The following is a 22,929-nucleotide window of genomic DNA, read 5'->3' as shown; positions in this document are numbered from 1 at the left end:
TAACTGATCTTGGTTTATAACCAAACACCCCTACCCCTTTATACAGAAAAACCAACAACAGAATTATAAAATAAATGGAAAATCCATACGTTTTTTAGAAAATTCAGAAAAAGATGATCTATATTTCTTCTCTTTAGCAAAGGGGGCAATTTGGTTCATAAACAGGGGTATAATAATCGTTTTTTTTAAAACGGGAGCTTTTATTTCGCTCTTTCTAAAAGTAATTCCATATTTAGAATATAACAGGTAGTTTTGATTATAACCCAGCTATGCCACACCAATATAGCTTAATAATAAAAGCTCTTTTTTTTAATCGTCAATCTTTGAACAAAAGAAATTTACTTACCATGCTGTTTGTTTGCTATGGTATTATGGGTTTCTCCCAAATTCAGAACGGCACAAGATATATTGATCAAAACGGCCTCACCAATAATGAAATCACATCTATCCATCAAGATAAATACGGTTTTTTATGGGTGGGTACCAGGGGTGGGCTTAACAAGTTTGATGGGAATGGATTTAGCGTTATAAGGAATTTATCTAGCTCTAACAATAATTTTAGCGATCAATCTATAGAGGTAATTGCAGAAGGGGCTGCTAATAAGCTATGGATTGGCACCAAAAGCGGGGGTTTAAACAGTTACGATCTTTTAAGGGAAACCATCACAAAATATCCTGCATTAAAAGAGCTTAAAGGGAGCTCTATAAATGCGCTAACAGAAAACAAGCAGGGTAAGCTGTTTATTGGCACCGGAAAGGGGTTTTTTATTTTATCTAAAAACCGATTTATAAAAACGCAATTAAAAAGCACAATTTCGGCCATTAAGGCCGATGGTGAGGGCGGGGCTTGGATCGGCGGCAATACGGGCCTTTACCACTACGTTATAGAAAGCAATAAAATTATCCCGATCCATCTTAAGCAGCCTAACCTAGATATTGCTTCAATATCATTAGATGAAGAAAAACAAATATTGTATTTGGGCACTTGGAGAAGTGGGATGTTAACCTATAACATCAAAACTAAGCAAAGCCAGCAGTTTGTAAATGTTAGCGGTAATGAGAAAAGCATAAGCGGCAACGATGTTTACGTATTATTTTTAGATAGGGCAAAAAATATTTGGGCAGGCACATGGGGAAACGGCTTAAATAAATTTAATGCCAAAACGGGCAATTTTACTCGCTATCACCTTAATCCCGAGAATAATTATAACGATGACTATAAAATCATACTATCTCTTGAGCAGGATAAAACCGGCATACTTTGGATAGGGACAGATGGAGGAGGGATTTGCAAGATCGATCCTTACGAAAAGGCTTTTAAAAACATCAGTCACCATTCTCTTGCTTTCAGCGGATTAACCAATACCCACGTTTTAGCGGTATGGCAAGACAATAAACATGGCCTTTGGCTGGGCACAAAAGGCGGAGGACTACTTTATGCCAAAGACGGCCAGCACTTTCTTAAGAAAAACCTTGATAATGCCGGCTCCTCTGTACGGGCTTTTTCAAAGATAGACCAATCTTTATGGGTAAGTACCTCGCAAGGCCTTGCAGTTTGTAACAACGATAAAAAGAACAGCGATATAAAGGTGTTCAGATATGATAAAAATGATAACGCGAGCATCAGTGGGGATAAAATAACAGCGGTTGCGAAGGATAAAAGCGGTATCATTTGGGTGGGTACTCAAGATAGGGGTTTAAATAAGCTTATTGCTTATAAAAACGGGAAACCTGTTTTTAAGAATTACGGAGACAGTTTAGCAACAAACGGATATTTACAAAATGACAGGGTTAGCTGCTTGCTTGTTGACCATAAGAACAACCTTTGGGTGGGCACCTACAATGGGCTGCATTTGTACAACAGAAAAAGCGATAGTTTTACCTTGATCAACCAAAGATACGGGCTAAGTAACAATACCATACTAGCAATTGTAGAAGATGGCATTGGAAATTTATGGATAGGGACACAGCAAGGGCTTAACAAGTTAAGTTTTAATAGTAAAAATCAAATTATCATTAATAATTACTCTGCCCAAGCGGGTTTCCCTAGCGATTATGTTCATGCTGTTTTAACCGATAAAAGCAACAATGTTTGGATGAGTACCAATAAAGGTATAACCCAATATAATACAAAGGCAGGCAGTTTCAGGAACTTTGATATGTATGATGGTTTGGTTACAGATTATTTTTCTGAAAACGCAGCGTTTTTATCAAATAGCGGCGAAATGTTTTTTGGTTGTATAAAAGGCGTAGTTTCATTTTATCCGGATAGTATTAAGCTAAATACCAGAAAACCAAGCGTGTATTTAACACGCCTTATGATCAACAACAAAAAAATAAGGGTTAAAAATCCCGAAGAAAAAAACCGAATATTAAACTTTTCCCTATTTGCAACTCGTAAAATAAACTTATCCTACAAAGAAAATACAATCTCATTAGGTTTTTCTGCGCTAGATTATCATGCACCCACCAAAAACCAATATGCTTATAAGCTAGAAGGTTTTGATAAAAACTGGGTTTATTGTGGCAACAGAAAAACCGCAACCTACACTAATTTGCCTCCCGGTAAATACAATTTCTGTGTGATGGGAAGTAACAGCGATCAAAAGTGGAATACCAAAGGGCCACAACTGCAGATAGAAATCTCGTCTCCTCCCTGGGCAACTTGGTGGGCATATTCTCTTTACATTGTAGCTATCATTTCTGGTTTTTATCTATTGATTTGGTTTATCTTGGTTCGTATAAATTTGAAAAACAAACTACAGATCGCAAATTTAAACTACGAAAAAGAGCATGCAATAGCAGAGGTTAAAAGTAAGGTATTTACAAATATTTCACATGAATTTAGGACCCCGCTAACATTAATGATCGGGCCGTTAGAAGATATGGTTCGTGAAAATATAAGCCCAGAAATGAAAAACTCGATATATAAAATACAAAACCAAGCAAAAAGGGTACTAAGCTTAGTCAATCAACTATTAGACTTACAAAAATCAGAAATGAACTTGCTCAAGCTGCACTCCTCTAATTATGATATAGTGCAATTGGTAAAGGTCATTTATGAATCTTTTCAAGATGAGGCCATGAGAAAGAAGATCAGCTACGCATTTTATACCAATACTGGGCAGATCTTTCTGATGCTTGATAAGGATAAGTTCGAGAATATTGTGTACAATTTGCTTTCTAATGCTTTTAAATTTACACCAATTGGCGGCAGCATCCACGTTTCGGTTAATTTTTTAAACGGTTTAACGCCAACCTGCGAACTTATAATTATTGATACCGGCAAGGGCATAAAAAAATCAGAGCAGCAATTGGTATTTGATAGGTTTTATCAGGCCAGCCAAACAGAACCCGGAAAATACATGGGAACGGGTATCGGTCTTGCATTTGTTAAAGAGCTTGTAGAACTCCACAAGGGTACCATAACCTTAGAAAGCGATGAGGGCAAGGGCAGCAGTTTCAAAATAACCTTGCCTTTAGAGCCAAGCAACGCTATACCCCTTGTTTCTGATAAGGATAACAAAAACATAGATGAAACAGAGAATACCAACATCACAAAACTTAAACAGAAAAAAGACCTTCCCTTAGTATTGGTTGTTGAGGATAATGAGGAGTTAAATATTTATTTATGCAAACTTTTAGGCAAAACCAGCGATATTATCTCTGCCGCAAACGGAAGAGAAGGTATTGCTATGGCATTTGAAGAGATGCCAGATTTGATAGTGAGTGACGTTATGATGCCCGAGATTGATGGGCTACACCTTTGTGAAACCTTAAAAACCGATAAGCGCACATCACACATCCCGATCATATTGCTTACGGCTAAATCTGATGATCATACGCATATCTCGGGCATAAAATATGGCGCAGATAATTACCTTTCAAAACCTTTTAATCCACAAGTGCTTCTATCTTATGTTGAAGGTTTATTAGACTCTAGAAAGAAATTAAAAGAACTGTTTTCTTCTCGTTTTGGTATAGAACCAAAAGAAATAAACTTAGCTACCGAGAACGATTTTATCAAAAACGCTATTCAATTTGTAGAAGATAATATCGAAAAAGATGATTTCTCTATCGAGGATTTTGCAAAAGAGCTTAACATGAGCAAATCTACATTTTACCGTAAAATAAAAGCCTTAACGGGTATGTCTGGATTAGAATTTAAACGCCTGATCAGGCTGAGGCGGAGCGTTCAACTACTAAACTCTGGACAATTTACCGTAAGCGAGGCCGCTTTTAAATCTGGCTTTAATGATCTTAAATATTTTAGAACTTCTTTTCACAAACAATATGGTATAAATCCATCAGATTACCTTAAAAAAAATAAAACCACCGAAAACAAAATTGATGATTTTTAAACAGCTTGTTGCCTTTGCATTAGCGTTAAATGTGTCTGTTTTTTTACTGGCCCTTACTAAAGATAAGATGAAATTTTTATATGAATAAAAGACCAATTTTGCATTAAAAGGCAAAATTGATCTTCTAATTGTTTTAAATATTGTTAGGGTTATATTCTAACCTATTTCTAATCAGTTGGGTTTTGCCCTAACTTACTTCCATTCGTCGGCTTGTACAAGTGCATTGTTTGCATCAAGCTCACGCTGTGGGATTGGAAAAACGCTGTGCTTCACCTCTCCGATGAGCAGCCTGCCTTGTAGGCCAGGTATAGCAGCTTTATCTACCGCCAAATATTTGGTAACGGCTTCCTGTTCATAAATTCCCCATCTTTTTAAATCATAGAATCTTAAACCCTCAAAGGCCAACTCTACCCTTCTTTCATGCCTAATGATTGCCCTAAGTTGTGCCTGGCTTAAATTTGTGCCTTCTACCGCTTCTACGGTTGGCATTGTAGCTCTTGCTCTAACCTTATCAATAAGCCCATCTACCTCAGACTCTGTATAACTTCCACTTTCTACAAGTGCTTCTGCCCTTGTTAAAAGCACCTCTGGGTATCGGATAACATAAAAATCCTGACCCGAATCAAAGTTTACGATAGAAGTTTCTTCAGTAAATTTTCTTACCCTGTAACCAGTAGGTACAAGATTGTTGGCAGTAAGGGGTTTGCCTCTGAATAGTGATTTGGAAGTTAAAAATGTAGCATCAAAACGTGGGTCGCGATTGGTTAGCTCATTAGATGGGACGTATAAAGCAGAAGTGCTTTTAGGTTTCCCATCTTTAAAATAAAATTCATTGGCCAAATTTGGCAATGCCACATACCCTACCGGTGGGGCCGGAGAAAAATAACCGGCATAACCAGAACCAACACCCAAAGAAGGCCCTGCGTAAGCCACCCTAAAAATAATTTCTTTGCTAGATTCACCGGCGAGTTTAAATAAAGTACTGTCTGGTGTTTTAAGATCGTACCTGTTTGGTATATCCATTACCGTTTTTGCGGTTGCGGCAGCATTTGGATAATCTTTAACATATAGATATTGACGGGCCAATAGTGCCAATGCGGCACCTTTTTCTACCCGGCCAACAGCGGTTGCAGTAATAGGTAAATCAGCACTAGAACTTATGTCTTTAAGCTCACTAATTATGAAGGCATTTATCTCTGAATTTAGATTTTTTGGGACCTTAGATTCTGCTAAGGTTTGTGTCTTGGTAATCAAGGGTACATCTCTAAAAATCATGGCCAAGTTTTGGTAAGCCAATGCCCTTAAAAAACGCACTTCGGCCTTCATGGTGTTTCTGGATGCTTCAGGTACAGATGTTACCCTATCTACATTTTCTAAGAATACGTTACATCTGGCAATTAAACGGTAACAGCCGGTCCAAAGACCATTTACATAACCATCAGTAGGGCTATGCTCGCCACGGGCTACGGCCCCGCCATCTATACCTTGGTTGTTCGCATAACTATCATCGGTTATGATATCTAGCCTGATAAGACCAGCGGTTGTGTAATTCGCCGAACCATTATACATCTGGTTGTTTTGCAAAGCAGAATAACAACCTGCCAAAGCCCTATCAACATCTGCAGGTGTTTGCCAAAATGTTTCCTCTGAAAGGGTATTGGGGTTAGATTCATTTAAGAAATCCTTTGAACATCCGCTTATCATGAAAACGGAAAAATATAGGAGAAATGTGATTGTCTTTTTCATCACTTTAATTTAAAACGTTAAACTTAAACCTAATGCGTAATTTTTGGTATTTACGTAGCCGTATGAACTATTGTCTGTACCACCTTTTTCTACGTCGTAGTTTTTCACACCAGACCAAGTAAATAGATTAACCCCACTGAAATACAAGCGAGCTTTGGAAAGACCTATTTTGCTAATACTTTTTACCGAAAAACTATAACCAAATTCTAGGTTTTTTAACCTTAAATAAGAAGCATCTTTGAAACCAAAAGATTCTGAAGCTCCAAAAGTAGAAATAGGATTATTATTTGTGGGGTTTCCAAACCTTGGTAAAACACCATCGGTATTGATTGGCGTGTACCTTTGGGTCCACATGTTTAGTTTCTGCTGCCTAAAACCCATAGAAACAGGGTCGTTGTAATAACGGTTAATACCCGCTATTCCCTGTAAAAAAACATTTAAGTCGAAACCTTTGTACGCACCGCCTAAATTAATACCGTAACTTAATTTTGGAAATTGGTTTCCTATAATTACGCGATCTGCGGTAGTGATTTTATTATCACCATCCATATCTTTGTAGGCAATATCGCCTAAACGTAATGGTACTGTGCCAAGGCCGGCCGGGGCTGCCGCCAATTGTTCAGGAGTTCTTATAATGCCCGTAGATATATAGCCATAATAGGAGTCTATCGCATAGCCTGGCTTTAAAATGGTGCTTCCGTTTATTACTTGGTCTTGATCTGCCAAGCTAACCACTTTGTTTTTGATAAACGAACCGTTAACGCCTACATTATAAGTAAATTTCCCGATTTTGTTTTGGTGGTTAAGGGTTATTTCAAAACCTTTGTTATTTACCTTTGCCGTATTTTGAGGAGGCGCACCCAAGCCTCCCAGCGTATTTGGAATTGGTAAGCTAAATAGGATATCCGAAGTGTTTCTGTAAAAATATTCTGCAACTAAACTCAATTTGCCGTTTAAAAGTTCTGCATCCAACCCTACGTTAGACATTTTTGTGGTTTCCCATTTGATGTTAGGATTGGCTAAATTTGTAATAGCAGCACCCTGCACAAGCGTTCCGTTAAAAACATAATCCTGGCCTACGTTATAGTTTTGGGAATAAGCGTAATTTCCAATATCTTGGTTTCCCAGTTCTCCGTAACTACCTCTTAACTTTAAAAAGGAAATTATTTTATTATTCTTCAAAAATGGTTCTTCAGACAGTACCCATCCCGCAGAAACCGACGGGAACAACGGATATTGCTGAGATTGTGGCAAACGCGATGAACCATCAATACGCCCACTTACCTCAAAAAGGTATTTATCAGCGTACACATAGTTGATTCTTCCTAAAAATGATTGTAGCGATAGCGCATTAGCACCGCCTCCATTGGTAGGTTGCTCAGAACTTGCGCCGATAACACGTATGTTATTACTTGGCAAGTTTACAACTCCGGCGTTAAAATTTTCATTGGCATCATGCTGCAAAGTATGACCTAGCAAAACCTTGATATCATGCTTACCGATTTTTTTATTGTAGCGCAGTAAATTTTCATTGATGTAACGAGTAAAAGTTGCGGAAGAATTGTAGAGCGTATTTAACCCCCCTAAGGCAAGCAGTTCATCATCTGGCCCGTAAGTATTGAGCGATGGTATAAATTGCACTTCTTTGCTGTTTTCATATACTGCGGCCAAACTGGTGGTAAAGCTAAAATCTTTCAAGAATTTTACCTCTGCAAATAATTTTCCATCAAGGTGATAGTTATCGGTACCATAAGATTGTTCATTTAAGGCCTGCAAAGGGTTTTTTATACCGCCTAATGTTGAGCCATCTCTTGAGCCATATTCTCCAAAGCTATATCTAATTGGTACTGTTGGTCTCGTAAACCCACTAATCTGCCTGTTGATACCGTTATCGCCTGGCCCTGAGTTGCCGCTTGCAGAAAAAACTGGTTCTTTAATTTTTTCTTTGTATCCCCTTAGGTTTAAGCCAAAGCTTATGGCATTAGAAATTTTATTATCTAGGTTTGTCCTAAGCTGCATCCGATCTGATCCTGTATTAACCATTAACCCGTCCTGTTTCTGGTATTCAGCAGAAACTAGGTACTTGCTCTGCTCACTTCCGCCAGAGGCAGAAAAATAATGGTTTTGAAAGGAGGCAGGCCTATAAACCTCATCAAACCAGTCGGTATTTCCGAAGTGATTGGGATCAGACCCATCTTTTAATTTCTGCAACATATCTGGTGTATAAACAGGGGCAGCACCTGTTTCTACCTGATAATCATTAAAGGTACTTGCCCATGTAAAACCATCCATGTAAGAAGGTTTTAATAAGGCTGTTTGTATGGCTTGTGTTTCTCTAAACTGAACTGTTGGTTTACCGGCTTGCCCCCTTTTGGTGTTTACCAAGATAACGCCATTTCCTGCCCTAACCCCATAAATAGAAGCTGAAGAAGCATCTTTTAGTACCGAAATACTTTCAATGTCATCTGGCGAGAGATTTCCTAAAGCGCCTACATCACTTGGTACACCATCAATAACAACCAAAGGATCGTTATTGCCCAAGGTGCCAACACCACGTATCCTTATCTGTGGATCGTTTTTACCAGGCTGATTGCTAAATGCACTTATGGTTACACCTGGCAACCTACCCTGTAATGCCGTTGCAGCATTGGATATGGGTACGCCCTGTATATCATCCATATTAACAGATGCTACCGCACCCGTAAGGTTAGCCTTTTTTTGCGAACCATAACCTACCACCACTACCTGATTAAGCTCTTTGGCAGAAGGCTTAAGCTCTAGGGTTATTGTTGCCTTTCCTTGCACCTTTATGGTTTGCGTTTCATAACCTAAAAACGAGAATTTTAGAGATGGATCGCTTGTTTTTAGGCTGATCGAAAATTCTCCGTTTAGGTCTGTCTGTATGCCGTTGTTTGACCCTACTTCATTTACGCTCACTCCGGGGAGTGCAGATTTGTCATACGCATCCAACACCTTACCTTTAATTATATTATCTTTTTGCGCAAAACCATAAAGCCAAAAGCCCATGCTTAGCAAAAGCGATAAATACAATTTTTTAGAATAAAAATTCATGCTCCTTTAAGTTTAAAGAATAAATAATTTGGTTAGTATCTCTTCATAAATAAGAGGGGGCTAATTTATGCAAAGGTTTAAATGATTTAAGGGGGATTAATAATTCAATTTTAGGGTCAAATGTCTCAAGAAATAGCTCAATTAAGATTACTAAATCTATTTAGACCACATAAAAAAACCATTTATTAAAGGGGATAAAACCTTTTCTAATTGCCTGTTACTATATCGTTTTAACAAAAGCGTATTTTGGTTATGTTTTTCAATTAAGTTATCCGATCTTGATGATGTTATGATTAAATTAACGTAACCAGCAGCAATACTCACTTTCTTTAATTTCATAAAGCAAACCGATAAAAGCCAATCTCTAGAATGCAAATAAATTTTATGGATGATCAAAATACCAATATTATAAAACAGATCTTTTAGCTATTATGGGTTTCTAAGCTTGGCGAGTGAAAGTTTTAAAATCTCGCTCTCTTATGCTACTTTTTCTAACAGATCAAATTTTTTTATATCTTCTTAACAGAATTTGGGATCAAAGCATTGATCTGCGCTTTTAAGAAAGTACTTTCTTCAAGATTAAGCAATACAACAACAAGATTAGATTGGCCGTTAAACCCCGCTTTAAGAACAGGGCTACAAAGAGTTTTATCTCTGCCTATTTCGCAAAAATATTTTACTTTAATATTAAGAAGATAAATTTAAAGATCTATTATCATGCTTTAAACAATCAAACATTCTTTGGTTTGCCAAAAAAGAAATACGCTATCGCACCAAACAGGGGGATCAATATTACCAAAACAATCCAAATCAATTTGGTATTGTTGCTAAGCTCTTTATTTTCAAAAATATCCTTTACCGCCATTACGCTTACGATCAATGGCAAAAAGAACAGGCCAATTAAAGTTATTTTACTCATGCCCAAAAATAATGATTTATATGGTTTCAGAAACCTCTTGGCTGTATCGCTCGCCTATTTGTTGTCTCCACATGGCATAATATAGTCCTTTTTCTTCTATCAATTGTAGATGCTTCCCTTGCTCTACGATATTCCCTTTTTCTAAAACAAAAATCCTATCGGCATGCATGATGGTTGATAAACGGTGGGCAATCAATATGGTGATCCTATCAGATTGATCAGAAACATTTCTAATGGTTTCTGTGATCTCTTCTTCCGTGATGGAGTCTAGGGCAGATGTTGCCTCATCAAATACCAAGATATTTGGTTTTCTTAATAAGGATCTGGCAATGGATAAACGTTGTTTCTCACCACCAGAAACCTTTACCCCGCCTTCCCCTATTACCGTATCTAAACCATGCGATGCCCTGGCCAATAAAGAATCACAAGCGGCTCTTTTTAACACTTCCATACATTCCTCATCTGTGGCAGCAGGCCTAACAAACAATAAGTTTTCTCTTATAGTACCAGAAAATAGCTGCGTATCTTGGGTTACAAAGCCGATCCGTTCTCTTAATTCGTCTAGATCAATGGCTAAACTATCAACACCATTGTATTTTATTTTCCCGAAAACCGGATTGTAAAGACCAACCAACAATTTAACCAAAGTGGTTTTTCCCGAACCAGAGGGCCCTACAAAAGCAATGGTTTCGCCATGCTTAACCTTAAAACTGATGCCATTTAACGCATTCCTTGTTGCGGTTAAGTGTTTAAAGCTTACCTCGTTAAACACCAGTTCTTTAATATTACCCGTAGCTACCGGTTTTTTTGGTTTAACCTCAATAGGGCTGCTTAAAATAGATTCAAAATTATTTAAGGATGCCTCTGCTTCGCGATAGGTTAAAATGATATTGCCAAATTCTTGTAGCGGCCCAAACAAAAAGAAAGAATAAAACAAGAAAGTGAAATATTGCCCCGCAGAAATATCATTTTGAAAGATCAACAATAGTAAAATAACCACCATAGAGCTTCTCACCAGGTTAACCGTAGTGCCCTGCAAGAAACTCATGCTCCTTACGTATTTTACTTTCTTTAGCTCTAAGTCTAAGATTTTGTAGGTGGTATTGTTAAGCCTCTTGATTTCTTGGTTTGCCAAACCTAAACTTTTTACCAACTCTATGTTTCTTAAAGATTCTGTGGTAGATCCCGCTAAAGATGTAGTTGCACCAACAATTTTCTTTTGGATGGCTTTTATCTTTTTAGACAATGTCCAGCTGACGATAAAAATTAAAGGAATTGCAGCAAAGTAAACCAAAGTAACTTTATAACTTACTGTTAATGAATAAATAGTAACAAAAATCATCCCTACTAAACTGGTAAAAAGTATGTTGATAAATGCAACAATAAATTTTTCAGAATCTAGCCTTACTTTTTGTAAAATACCCAAAGTTTCTCCGCTACGTTGATCTTCAAAAGTTTGATAGGGTAGTTTTAAAGAATGCGCTAAACCATCGGCATACATGCTAGCACCCAATTTTTGAGTGATGATATTGGCAAAATAATCCTGAAAGTTTTTGGCAATCCTAGAAACCATGGCCGCCCCAACGCCTAAGCCTACCAGTTTTAAAACTCCTAGCGTAAATTCATGGTTAGATAAAGCATCTTTTTTCTCTATAAACTCATCTACAATAAGCCCGGTAATATGTGGGTCTATCAAAGAAAAACATTGATTGATGGCCGCAAACAACAATGCCAAGCCTATTAACCCCTTATAATTTTGTAAATATCTCTTTAGTATTTTCATTTAAAATGTTGTAACACCCCATTTAATAAACTTTCCAAAAATAAGAAAGGGAACAAGTATTTAACCTATTCCCTTAATTTGTGATCATTGTTTGACTTTTAAACCGTCATAACATCTTTTTCTTTTGTTTCTGTTAGCTGATCCACTTTGGCAATAAAGGCATCAGTGAGTTTTTGGACTTCTACCTCGCCTACTTTTATCTCGTCTTCAGAGGCACCATCGTTTTTTAGCTTTTTAATGCTTTCATTAGTTGCCTTTCTAATGTTACGGATAGTGATTTTGCCCCTTTCTGCTTCTTCTTTAACCTTCTTAACCAGATCTCTTCTACGCTCTTCGGTTAATGGTGGTACGTTTAAACGTATCAGCTGACCATCGTTTTGTGGGTTTAGCCCAATGTTGGCTTCCATAATTGCTTTCTCTATTGGCCCGATCATGCTTTTTTCCCAAGGTTGTACCACTATGGTGCGGGCATCTGGCGTGTTGATGTTGGCTATCTGTGGCAAAGGAGTAGAAGCGCCGTAATAATCTGCCGCTATCCCATCTAGCATATTAACGCTTGCTTTGCCGGCCCTAATTTTAGTGAATTCCGAATCAGTATGTGCTAAAGCTTTTCCCATACTGGATGACGCTTCATCTAATTCCATTTTTATAAACTCGTTCATGGTTTTAAATTGCTTGTTTTATTTTACTAAAGTGCCTATCGCCTCCCCCTGTATCAATTTCATCAAGTTGTTTTCTTTGTTCATATCAAAAACAATAATAGGCAAATTGTTTTCATCGCATAAAGTAAAAGCGGTCATATCCATCACGTTTAATTGCCTATCGTAAACTTCATCAAAGGTAAGGGCATCAAATTTTGTGGCTGTTGGGTCTTTTTCTGGATCGGCGGTATAAATACCATCAACCCTTGTACCTTTTAAAACCACATCTGCCTTAATTTCTATGGCCCTTAATGCCGCTGCCGAATCTGTTGTAAAGTAAGGGTTACCGGTTCCTGCTCCAAAGATAACCACCCTCCCCTTTTCTAAATGGCGCATGGCCCTTCTTCTTACATAAGGCTCGCAAATTTGCTCCATTTTTATGGCAGATAGCAATCTGGTGTAAACCCCTAAAGTTTCTAAAGCATTTTGCAAGGCCATGGCGTTGATCACGGTTGCCAACATTCCCATATAATCTGCCTGCGCCCTATCCATTCCAGATTTTTCTGCACTTAATCCCCTAAAAATGTTGCCACCACCAACAACCACCGCAACCTCTATCCCCAATTTTTGTATGGCTTTTATCTCTTCTGCATATTGTAACACCCTTGCATTATCTATACCGTAAGATTGTTCGCCCATTAAAGACTCGCCACTCAATTTTAAAAGGATTCTTTTATACTTCATTTTTTGGGATATTTTTGGAGTGAAAAGAAATGCTGTTTACAGAGAGGTTTGAATAAATTATTGCCCTGGTGCATTTCATTTCTGAGGATTTTGACAAAAATAGAAAATTCTGACTGAAATTGAGATTTGATTTTTTCTAAACCACAAAATCTTACAAAAAATTTTAATCGCAGCCAGCCATTAGTAAAAAAGTGGAGTGTAAATAAAATATTAATTACTTTATCTTCACTCCTTAATTTTTAATCTTAAGACCTTGAAGGCATGAAGCAAAGTTTTTCTGTCGTTATCAGCGAAAATCTGTAGAAGATATTTTTTAAACACGAAGCATTTCCACAGAAAACATAACCAAATTAACCGCAGAGGGCGCAGTGTACGCAGAGTTGGGTGGTAATTAAGATTAAATGCTTTGAATCTTAATGTTTAATTTTTTTCACTCCTTCATGTTTAATTTTTTGCATCATTACGGTCTTAGGCTTATTATGCTCTTCTAAATAAATGATTACTTTACTAAAAAAATTAGTATTTTTGGCTTGTGGAAGATTTAGAAAATGGTTCTTATTTTAAAGGAAGAGGTTCACAAAGTAACCCCAATAACAAATTTCATTGCCACCAATTTTCTACAGAAAATATAGAAGGTTTAGACGAGCCTTTTTTAGAAAACTCTTTAACAGAATTTATAAAAGAGAGTCCGAAGAAAATTATTAGCGTTAGTAATAGTCCTGATATTCCTTTTTTATATTCTATAAATCCTTACCAAGGTTGCGAACATGGATGTATTTATTGCTATGCCCGCAACGCTCATGAATATTGGGGTTTTAGTGCCGGATTAGATTTCGAAAGAAAAATAATCTATAAACCAGATGCTGCCGAAATTTTGGAAAAGCAAATCAATCATAAAAATTACCAACCGCAACCTATCATGCTTTCTGGCAATACAGATTGTTATCAGCCAGCCGAAAGAAAATTTAAGATTACACAATCTCTATTAAAGGTTTTTTTGAAATATAAACATCCGGTAAGTATCATTACCAAAAACAGTTTGATTTTGAGGGATTTAGATTTGCTGGAGGAATTGAACAAGCTAGACCTGATTCATATTAACATAAGTGTGACCTCGTTAAATGAAGAATTGCGACAAAAGCTAGAGCCAAGAACGGTAACAGGAAAAGTGAGAATAAAAGTTATTGAAAAATTAGCTGAAAAAAATATTCCTGTGAGGGTAATGGTTGCACCCATTATACCGGGTTTAAACAGCGATGAGATACCAAATATAATTAAAGCTGTAGCAAATGCCGGCGCTACCGATGCAGGGTTTACCATAGTAAGGTTAAACGGAGCAATTGCAGATATTTTTGAAGATTGGATCTTAAAAGCTTATCCTGATAGAGCACAGAAAGTATTGGGACAAATTGCAGCTTGCCATGGTGGCAGTTTAAATGACAGCCGCTGGGGAACTAGGATGAAAGGAGAAGGAAATGAGGCGGAAGCGATTAGACAGCTTTTTAAATTGGCGGTTAAGAAATATATGCCAAAACCTAATTTACATCAATTGTCTTTAGCTCATTTTCATAAAAGGGAAGAACAGTTGAAGTTGTTTTGAATGATAAATCGAAAAATCTTTTTAATAATTAACCACCTAAATTCCCTCCAGCGGGTGACATCTATCCTAACTGATTATTTAGTCGATGTTTTTTATTCAGTAAAGTGCGTTAGGGATAGTAGTGGTATCCCCGCCTGTTTTTCGGGCAGGCTTTCTTGTCATTCTGAGCGGAACCGAAGAATAAGACAAAAAAGATATAACGCCCGCCTGAATGGAACGGGCAAGGATAGCCCGCCCGAACGCCCAACTAAAAATGTAAACTTCTCTTTTATAATAATTTGAATAAAATATTCGATAATTATTTATGCTATTTCTATTTTTTAGAAAAGAAGCTTTTACTAATTACCCCAATCTTTTAACCAATAAACTTTCTACCTTTTGATAGAGCTGTAAAGGCTTTAATTGTCGCCAGTTCATTTCGTCCAGCTCACCACCAAAATTGATATAATAATCGATATTGTTAGATTTAAACTCATCGATAACGTGTTCCCTAAAGTTGATCCCGGCGATCCAACCGTCTTCAATTTCTTGGAACCATTCTTCATAGTAACAATCGTCAGATGAATGAAAGTTCAAAACGTTTTCACCGATCAGAATAAATTTATCGATCCCTTCATGAACGATGGATTCTAAAATCTCCCTTTTCAGCAACATAATATCATTGTCAATGGCATCGTTCCATTCGCCGATAAGCTCAATAATGGCATAAGAGAGTTCATAATCAACAAACAAGATTTTGACATATAGGGTGTTGGAGCCAAAAAAATCCCATTGTGGGTGTATCAGATAGTTATAGATTTGCTTATCGTAACCAAACTCGTTGTATTCTGTATTGTAAAATGGAGAGCGGTCGTCTTCTGCGGCAATATAATCGTCTCTCCATTTATAGTAAGGCTCTATTTCATGCATAAATTTATTGTAATGTTGCCAAAAAAGCTTCCACCGCTTTTCTAACGCTTCCATATTTTTGTAATAGCTCTGCGGCTTTTTCTTTCTCTAAACCGGTCTCTTCCATTACCATATTAGTTCCTCTATTAACTAATTTGTGGTTGGTTAATTGCATATCAACCATTTTATTTCCCTTCACTTTCCCCAATTTTATCATTACGGAGGTACTGATCATGTTCAAAACCAATTTTTGGGCGGTACCGGCTTTCATCCTCGTAGATCCCGTAACATATTCTGGCCCAACAATAACCTCTATCGGGAACTTTGCGGTTGCCGCTACCTGGCTATCTGCATTGCAAACAACGCAACCTGTTATCAGCCCAAGTTCATTCGCTTTTTTTAGGCCGCCAATTACGTAGGGCGTTCTGCCAGAGGCTGCAATGCCGATCAAAACATCGTTTGGGTTTACGTTAAACTGCTGTAGATCTTTCCAAGCTTGCTGATCATCATCTTCGGCAAATTCTACGGCCTTTCTAATGGCACTATCGCCACCGGCAATGATCCCCACTACCCAATCAAACGGGACACCAAAAGTTGGTGGGCATTCAGAGGCATCAACCACGCCCAACCTTCCACTTGTGCCCGCCCCAATATAAAACAACCTGCCCCCACTTGCCATTTTCTCTATGGCTGCATTTACCAAAGCTTCTATTTTTGGCAGCACTTTCTCTACCGATTTTGCAACCGATTGGTCTTCTTTGTTAATATCGTTTAAGATTTCATGTACCGATTTATTTTCTAAATCATCATAATTAGAATCTTGCTCTGTGGTTTGTTTTACCATTTTTTTAATTTTTAGGATGGATGTGTTTGGGTGCCGATTGCCCAATAATTACCTGCTAGATCATAAAAAGCACCCCTTGTATCAGGATCGCCCTTTTTATTAACAGGTTTTTCTATAGCCTTACATCCGTTTCTTATAGCTTTATCAAAAGTCTCAAAAACATCGGCAACGTAAATGTGCAACATGGTTTTATATGCAGGATAGCCCTCTAAACTATCGCTAACCATTAAAACAGAATCTTCAAACTTTAACTCTAAATGGGCAATTTTCCCATTCTCCCTATCCATCCTTCTTAACTCTACACAATCAAAAATTGTTTTTAATTGACTTACCAATTTTTGGGCATCATCAACAATTAAATAGGGCGATAGCGCATTGTAATTATCTGGCTTATATTTTTTCATGGCTTAAGATCGAGAAGTAAAATTGAGAAAATACTATTTCAAAAAGAAATAATTAGTTCAATATAAAAATTTAAAACCTATCGCGTTTTTAATAAGATGGTTTTATGAGTAGTTTTATTAAAAAGAATTAGGGCGTTTTAACACTCCTACCTTTAACGCTCTTAAAAAATTTTGAAATAGCAATTAGTTAAACTCAGCTGTATCAAGTTAATAATAAAAAGATATTTTAAGTGTTACATTATAAAAACATCTAAAAAAGAGCCAATTAATTAGTTATTTTGCGCTGAATGTTCGGATTTCCCAAAAACACCCTTCGAAACACCTTAATTATTGTCATTACCGTTTTAATCGGGATGATCTTGGGCGCAACCTATCAGCAAAAAAAGAACGATGGAGAGCTAAAGATCTTCCCTTCTATTTCTTTACAGCCCAAAGAAAAACTAGATCGCATATTGAAGGTAATCAAGAACAATTATGTAGATTCTGTTAATACCGATTCGCTACAAGAATTGGCCATTAATGACATTTTAAATAGTTTAGATCCTCACACGGTTTATTTACCACCAGTACAAGCAAAAAACCAGAACGAGAGTTTAGAAGGCAACTTTGATGGGATCGGGATCGAGTATTACATTTTAAACGACACGCTTTTTGTTACACACGTAAGGGAAAACGGGCCTTCGTTTAAAGCTGGCCTGTTAAAAGGAGATAAGATTACCGCCGTTAACGATAAAAATCTGGCCGACAAAAAATTACTGAGCGAGAACATAGTGAATAGCCTACGCGGAAAAAGCGGCAGTAACGTAAAGGTAACGGTAAAGCGCAAGGGCAGCCCCAAGCCTTTATTTTTTGATATTACAAGGGATAAAATTGTAGTAAGCAGTATTGATGTTGCTTTTTTGATCGATAAAGAAACAGGTTTTATTAAAATTAGCAGGTTTGGTGCAAACACCGAAGAAGATTTTTCTGATGCCCTGGATCGATTGATGAAAAACGGCATGAAAAGCCTGATTTTAGATTTAAGGGGAAACGGCGGCGGCTATTTGAACGCAGCAACTGCATTGGCCGATCAGTTTTTACCAGATGGCAAGTTGATCGTTTATACCAAGGGCTTGCATGAACCCCGAACAGATTATACCTCTACAAAAGATGGCTTGTTTGAGAAAGGAAATTTGGCGGTTTTGATAGATGAAGGAACGGCATCGGCAAGTGAGATATTAACCGGTGCCTTGCAAGATCTAGATAGGGCAACAATAATAGGGAGGCGCTCTTTTGGCAAAGGCTTGGTGCAAGAACAATTTGGCTTTGACGATGGATCGGCCATGAATTTGACCATTGCCAGGTATTATACCACATCTGGCAGATCTATCCAAAAATCATATACCAAAGGAAAAGATGTTTATAAAGACGAAATAAATAAAAGGTTTGAGCATGGCGATTATACTTCTTTAGATAGTGCCTTAACCGATAGTACTTTTTTGCCAAAACAAAAGTTTAAAACCGCAAAAGGTAGGGTAGTTTACGGTGGAGGTGGCATTATGCCAGATATTTTTATTCCTTTAGACACCAGTAAGTACAGTACTTTCTATCAAAAAATAAATGAGAAAGGATTGATCACCAAATATGTTTATGATGTTTTAATCAATCATATAAATCCAAAACAATTTGTTAACGCAGCAGATTTTACTATCAAATATAAAATCAGCGATAAAGAATATCAAGGTTTTTTAAATTTCTGTACTTTTAATAAAGTGGATTATAAACTTAATGAAACACAGCTTTCTAAACCTTTAATTGATAGCCAAATGAAAGCTTTGTTAGCGAGGTATTATTTTGATGAGGAAGGTTTTTATAGGGTGCTTAACAAGGATGATGATTTTGTGGAGAAGGCCTTGGTAGAGTTGAGGAAATAGGGTTGAAGCAAAAAGATAAAACTTCTATATAAACAAGCTGAGTTTGTTTACCATGTTGGTGTTTTAATGAAATTGAATCTTTAAAATAAAATACATAGAACCTTTAAATCGTATAATTTGAGATTATTACTTGGTACATATTTTTTAGAAATTTTATTTCATGAATATCTATACTGATAAAATTCTACTAAAAAACTAATGAGATTAAACAAGGCATGAATCGTAAATACCAACCAAAAAGGTTTAATCTTAAAATTTTTAGATGCAAGAAAAGAATATGCGAGGATACATCCTGCAAAAAATGTGATAATGATATAATAAATACTGTAGTAATGAGAAAGTGCAAATAAAAAAGCAGAAATTATAATTATTAATACTTCATTTTTTTCGAATCTTTCTGAAGTTTTTAAAAGATTGATAATAAAATATTGAAAAAGAGCCGTTTCTATTAATGGTATAAATATAATGACTTTGAATACAGCCTTAACAATTTGATTTATATTTTTAAAATTAGGTTTAAAACCTCCTTTCACCAAACTATAATTACTTACCAAATGAATAAATATTTCATTTAACAAATAATCTATCGCTTTAGATACTAATAAAGCCATCAAAATAAAATATAGTGATGCTAAAAAAGATTTATGTTTTTTTTGAAACTCCATCAAAAAATTTATAAGAAAGGATTAGATGCCCTAATCCTTAATTAATTTTTTATTTAAAAATGTTCATATTTCCAGCCTTGTTTACTTGTAACTTCTAAATCAGCATTTTTATTAGCCACCCACCATAATCCATCAACAAGCCAATCGATTACTTTACCTCCAAGATAGTCTGATGCTGGATCTTGACCTCCAAATAAAGATAATTTTTCATCATGGTTCATCTCTACTAAACCAAAACTTTCCAATTCTAAATTTTTCATTTCTTTAACATTTAAGTTTTTTAAGTTTCTTTCTATTACCACTTTGGTAGGGCAAAGTTGTTCCCTTTTTTATGTTGGCCAAACACAGTAATAAATATAGTTTAACAAAAAAACTAAAGCGGTAACTTAAACTTACCGTTTTTCATAAACTTTCTAAAGACGGGAAAGCATCTTTCCATAAATTGTAATAGTAAGATTCCTTCATCATCAACTCATGGTGGTTTCCTTGTTCCATTACTTTTCCCTTATCCAAAACAATAATTTTATCGGCATGATAAACCGTACTTAATCTATGGGCAATTACGATGATTGTTTTGTTGGATTCTTTTAAATAATTAATCGCCTCTTGAACGTATTGTTCTGATTTAGAATCCAATGATGATGATGTGGCTTCGTCTAAAATCAAAATCTCTGGGTTACGATATAATGCCCTTGCAATAGCAATCCGTTGTCTTTGTCCGCCAGATAATGTTGCGCCATTTTCTCCTAAATATGTCTCAAAACTTTTAGGCAAACTTTCAATAAATTCGATGATTCCTAATTGACTACAAATCTCTATAATTTTTTTCATGTCGGGTTCTTCATCTCCAACGGCAATATTTTCAATCACATTTCCAGCAAATAAGTCAATTTTTTGAGGAACTACAGACACTAACTTTCTTAATGAATTATTTTTGAGGTATCTGATATCATATTCGCCAATGGTAATTTTACCATTCTGAATCAGATAAATATTTTGTAGTAAAGACATTAAAGTTGTTTTACCAGATCCACTTTCTCCAACTATCGCTGTGAATTTTCCCTTAGCGATATTCAAATTCAAATCATCGAAAACCTGAACCCTGGTTCCATACCTAAAAGAAACATTCTTGAACTGTATGTCCCCCACATCTTCAACCATTAAATCAATTTGGTTTTCTGATTTTTCTTGCTCCAGATCCAAAATCTCGAACAACCTATCCGCAGCGATTACCGCATCTTGCACTGTTTTGTTCATACCGATCAACCCTGCAACGGGGCTGGTAAAATAGCCCACTAAAGCATAAAAAGATAATAATTCGCCGGGCGTTATCTCATTATCCAAAACGAAACCTGCGCCAACCCATAGTAAAATAATGGTAATGATACGGGATATAAACTCCGATGAAGTACCGGCGAAAACAGCATTCATACTAGAGGTATAAACGGTACCTAACAATTTGATAAAACGCGTCTCTGTTTTATCGTTAGCAAATTCCTCTAATCCAAATCTTTTAATAGTACTCATCGAGTTCAAACTCTCAACCAATTGCGATTCCAACTCTGCACTATCTTCCATCAATTTTCTTTGTACTTTTTTATTGAGCTTGTTGATGATCCAATAAACCAAAGCATATAAAGGAATCACCACGATTAAAACCAGGGCAAGTTTCCAATAATAGGTAAACATCAAGGCGAAGGAAAAAAACAGGATAAAAATGTTGAGCAAAAAGTTGATGCTCACATCGTTTAAAAAAGCCCTTATCTTTACGGCATCATTAATCCTAGATATAATTTCGCCCACCCGCATGGTATCAAAAAACTGTTGCGGAAGTTTTAAAAGGTGCTTATAATAACCCAAAATGAGGTTTGCATCTATCATTTGCCCTGTACGGATGGTAAGAATGGTTTTTGCGGTACCAATAAATAATTGTACTAACAACAAAACCACCATCACACAACCCATCAGGTTCAACAGGTTTCTATTACCATCTACCAATACAAAATCCACAATTTTCTGAACAAAAATAGAGGTTGACAAACCTAAAACGGTGTAAACCACCGCACCAAAAATAGCTTGCAACAAAATGGATCTGTGCGGTTTGATCAAACTCCAAAACCGGGCATTAATGGAGACTTTCTCGTTACCCATTTTAAAACCATCATCTGGCAATAAAAGAATCAATACGCCTGTCCATTCCATTTTAAATTCTTCATGGCTTTTTTTGTGGATCTGCCCATCCGCAGGATCCATAAGTTCTACGTATTGCTTGGTAACTTTATAAATTACCACATAATGTTGTAAAACCTCTTTTACAACTACATGGGCAATGGCTGGCAAAGGAATTTTAAACAAACTTTCGAACGGACCTTTTACGCCTTTTGCCTCAAAACCCAGTTTTTGGGCAGCCTCAATCATACCCAAAACATTGGTTCCTTTTTTATCCGTACCTGCCATTTGGCGGATGCGGGCAACGGGTAATTTCAGTTTATAATGCGAGGCGATGGATGCCAAACAAGCCGCACCACAATCGGTAATGTCTCTTTGTTTTATCTTGATGCTCATTTTTTTGTGGAGGTTTTGGGGCAAATGGTTGATGGTTTAAGGTTTAGAGTTTGTTCATGCTTTGCCGCGTTTGCCATGCTGAGCGAAGTGGAAGCATACAGCCCATCTTACCCCCTTTCGTCTCCACTCAGGGCGGCACCTAATCATACTGTTGGTAAGCCCTAAAACTTAATGTCATTTCATATTGGTTTAAATGAAATGTTTCATCATCCTCCAACACGATACGGCTCTTGGCCATCGTCATGCTGAATTTATTTCAGCATCTCATTCGCATATCCAATTTGCAAAGCAGCCATATTGAACGGAAACCTATATATGAGATGCCCGCCTGTACAATCGGACAGGTCTCGTATCCTTGACATGACGGCGGACCAAAATGATAAAATCCTTGTAATTCAATTACTTGCCAAATTAGGGTTTACCCAATCATCTACCTTATCATAAAGCAGTTGGTATAAACTTCTTTCTGTAACCATAAACCTTGCATTGAATGTCATCCCTTTTTTTAGTTTCCCTTTATAGCCATTTTTTAGTTTTAAAAATCCTTGGTCTAAACTGCATTTTACTTTAAAAACGGGTTGTTTATCCGCCATTAAAATATCATCAGAAATATCCATCACTTTGCCCGTAACAAAGCCCCACTGGTTGTAATTGAAGGCATCAATATTAAAGCGTACATCCTGTCCTTTTCTTATCAGCCCAATATCTGGAGATTCCGATGAAGTTGACCACCCTATTCCGATTTAAACTGGCCAGTCATTCCGTTAGAAACTGACCAGAGTAT

16 protein-coding genes are annotated in these 22,929 nt (G+C 36.7%); 3 read left to right on the top strand and 13 right to left on the bottom strand.

What is annotated here, in order from left to right; genetic code table 11:
- Window positions 1-323 precede the first annotated feature (323 nt).
- Complete coding sequence (locus I5M32_RS08865; RefSeq protein ID WP_200585877.1) at window positions 324-4,361, top strand: hybrid sensor histidine kinase/response regulator transcription factor; 4,038 nt, start codon at window positions 324-326, stop codon at window positions 4,359-4,361.
- A 192-nt stretch (window positions 4,362-4,553) separates the two neighbouring features.
- Here I5M32_RS08865 and I5M32_RS08860 read toward each other — a convergent pair whose 3' ends face one another.
- The 6 genes from I5M32_RS08860 to pyrH form a co-directional block, all read right to left on the bottom strand.
- Window positions 4,554-6,107 carry a RagB/SusD family nutrient uptake outer membrane protein gene (locus tag I5M32_RS08860; RefSeq protein WP_200585876.1) on the bottom strand — a complete coding sequence of 518 codons (1,554 nt, stop codon included), beginning with the start codon at window positions 6,105-6,107 and terminating at the stop codon, window positions 4,554-4,556.
- A 9-nt stretch (window positions 6,108-6,116) separates the two neighbouring features.
- Window positions 6,117-9,179 carry a SusC/RagA family TonB-linked outer membrane protein gene (locus tag I5M32_RS08855; protein WP_200585875.1) on the bottom strand — a complete coding sequence of 1,021 codons (3,063 nt, stop codon included), beginning with the start codon at window positions 9,177-9,179 and terminating at the stop codon, window positions 6,117-6,119.
- Between the two features lie 730 nt (window positions 9,180-9,909).
- Window positions 9,910-10,098, bottom strand: coding sequence for a PLDc N-terminal domain-containing protein (locus tag I5M32_RS08850; RefSeq protein ID WP_200585874.1), 189 nt, complete (start codon window positions 10,096-10,098; stop codon window positions 9,910-9,912).
- A gap of 16 nt (window positions 10,099-10,114) precedes the next feature.
- Window positions 10,115-11,881 (bottom strand): ABC transporter ATP-binding protein, encoded by a 1,767-nt coding sequence (locus I5M32_RS08845; protein WP_200585873.1) that lies wholly within the window; start codon window positions 11,879-11,881, stop codon window positions 10,115-10,117.
- A gap of 98 nt (window positions 11,882-11,979) precedes the next feature.
- Window positions 11,980-12,543 carry a ribosome recycling factor gene (frr, locus tag I5M32_RS08840; RefSeq protein ID WP_200585872.1) on the bottom strand — a complete coding sequence of 188 codons (564 nt, stop codon included), beginning with the start codon at window positions 12,541-12,543 and terminating at the stop codon, window positions 11,980-11,982.
- A gap of 18 nt (window positions 12,544-12,561) precedes the next feature.
- Window positions 12,562-13,266 carry a UMP kinase gene (gene pyrH / locus I5M32_RS08835; RefSeq protein WP_200585871.1) on the bottom strand — a complete coding sequence of 235 codons (705 nt, stop codon included), beginning with the start codon at window positions 13,264-13,266 and terminating at the stop codon, window positions 12,562-12,564.
- Between the two features lie 532 nt (window positions 13,267-13,798).
- Here pyrH and I5M32_RS08830 point away from each other — a divergent pair.
- The gene (locus I5M32_RS08830; RefSeq protein ID WP_200585870.1) at window positions 13,799-14,866 is read left to right on the top strand and encodes a PA0069 family radical SAM protein; all 1,068 of its coding nucleotides are present in this window, start codon (window positions 13,799-13,801) and stop codon (window positions 14,864-14,866) included.
- A 342-nt stretch (window positions 14,867-15,208) separates the two neighbouring features.
- Here I5M32_RS08830 and I5M32_RS08825 read toward each other — a convergent pair whose 3' ends face one another.
- From I5M32_RS08825 to I5M32_RS08815, 3 genes are read right to left on the bottom strand one after another with little or no spacing between them, the layout of a single operon-like run.
- A complete protein-coding gene (locus I5M32_RS08825) occupies window positions 15,209-15,775 on the bottom strand; it encodes a hypothetical protein (RefSeq protein ID WP_200585869.1) in 567 nt (188 codons plus the stop codon).
- A 4-nt stretch (window positions 15,776-15,779) separates the two neighbouring features.
- Entirely contained in the window at window positions 15,780-16,598 is an 819-nt protein-coding gene (murQ, locus tag I5M32_RS08820) for an N-acetylmuramic acid 6-phosphate etherase (RefSeq protein ID WP_200585868.1), read from the bottom strand.
- Window positions 16,599-16,609: 11 nt separating this feature from the next.
- Window positions 16,610-17,002, bottom strand: a complete 393-nt coding sequence (locus tag I5M32_RS08815) for a VOC family protein (protein WP_200585867.1) — start codon at window positions 17,000-17,002, stop codon at window positions 16,610-16,612.
- 287 nt (window positions 17,003-17,289) lie between these two features.
- Here I5M32_RS08815 and I5M32_RS08810 point away from each other — a divergent pair, with 287 nt between their 5' ends.
- A complete protein-coding gene (locus I5M32_RS08810) occupies window positions 17,290-18,915 on the top strand; it encodes a S41 family peptidase (protein ID WP_200585866.1) in 1,626 nt (541 codons plus the stop codon).
- A 158-nt stretch (window positions 18,916-19,073) separates the two neighbouring features.
- Here the strand turns inward: I5M32_RS08810 and I5M32_RS08805 are convergent, their stop codons facing one another.
- The 4 genes from I5M32_RS08805 to I5M32_RS08790 all read right to left on the bottom strand — a co-directional run bounded on the left by I5M32_RS08805 (window position 19,074) and on the right by I5M32_RS08790 (window position 22,762).
- On the bottom strand, window positions 19,074-19,580 hold the full coding sequence (locus I5M32_RS08805; RefSeq protein ID WP_200585865.1) for a CPBP family intramembrane glutamic endopeptidase: 507 nt from the start codon (window positions 19,578-19,580) through the stop codon (window positions 19,074-19,076).
- 53 nt (window positions 19,581-19,633) lie between these two features.
- On the bottom strand, window positions 19,634-19,840 hold the full coding sequence (locus I5M32_RS08800) for a hypothetical protein (protein ID WP_200585864.1): 207 nt from the start codon (window positions 19,838-19,840) through the stop codon (window positions 19,634-19,636).
- Window positions 19,841-19,982: 142 nt separating this feature from the next.
- Complete coding sequence (locus I5M32_RS08795; protein ID WP_200585863.1) at window positions 19,983-22,145, bottom strand: peptidase domain-containing ABC transporter; 2,163 nt, start codon at window positions 22,143-22,145, stop codon at window positions 19,983-19,985.
- 395 nt (window positions 22,146-22,540) lie between these two features.
- On the bottom strand, window positions 22,541-22,762 hold the full coding sequence (locus tag I5M32_RS08790) for a hypothetical protein (RefSeq protein WP_234461911.1): 222 nt from the start codon (window positions 22,760-22,762) through the stop codon (window positions 22,541-22,543).
- Window positions 22,763-22,929 lie beyond the last annotated feature (167 nt).

Origin of the sequence: Pedobacter segetis, from assembly GCF_016623585.1 — a bacterium.
In the GTDB taxonomy this organism is placed as follows: Bacteria; Bacteroidota; Bacteroidia; order Sphingobacteriales; family Sphingobacteriaceae; genus Pseudopedobacter; species Pseudopedobacter segetis.
The sequence above is the reverse complement of the archived record's forward strand: the minus strand, read 5'-3'. Positions and strand labels throughout refer to the sequence as shown.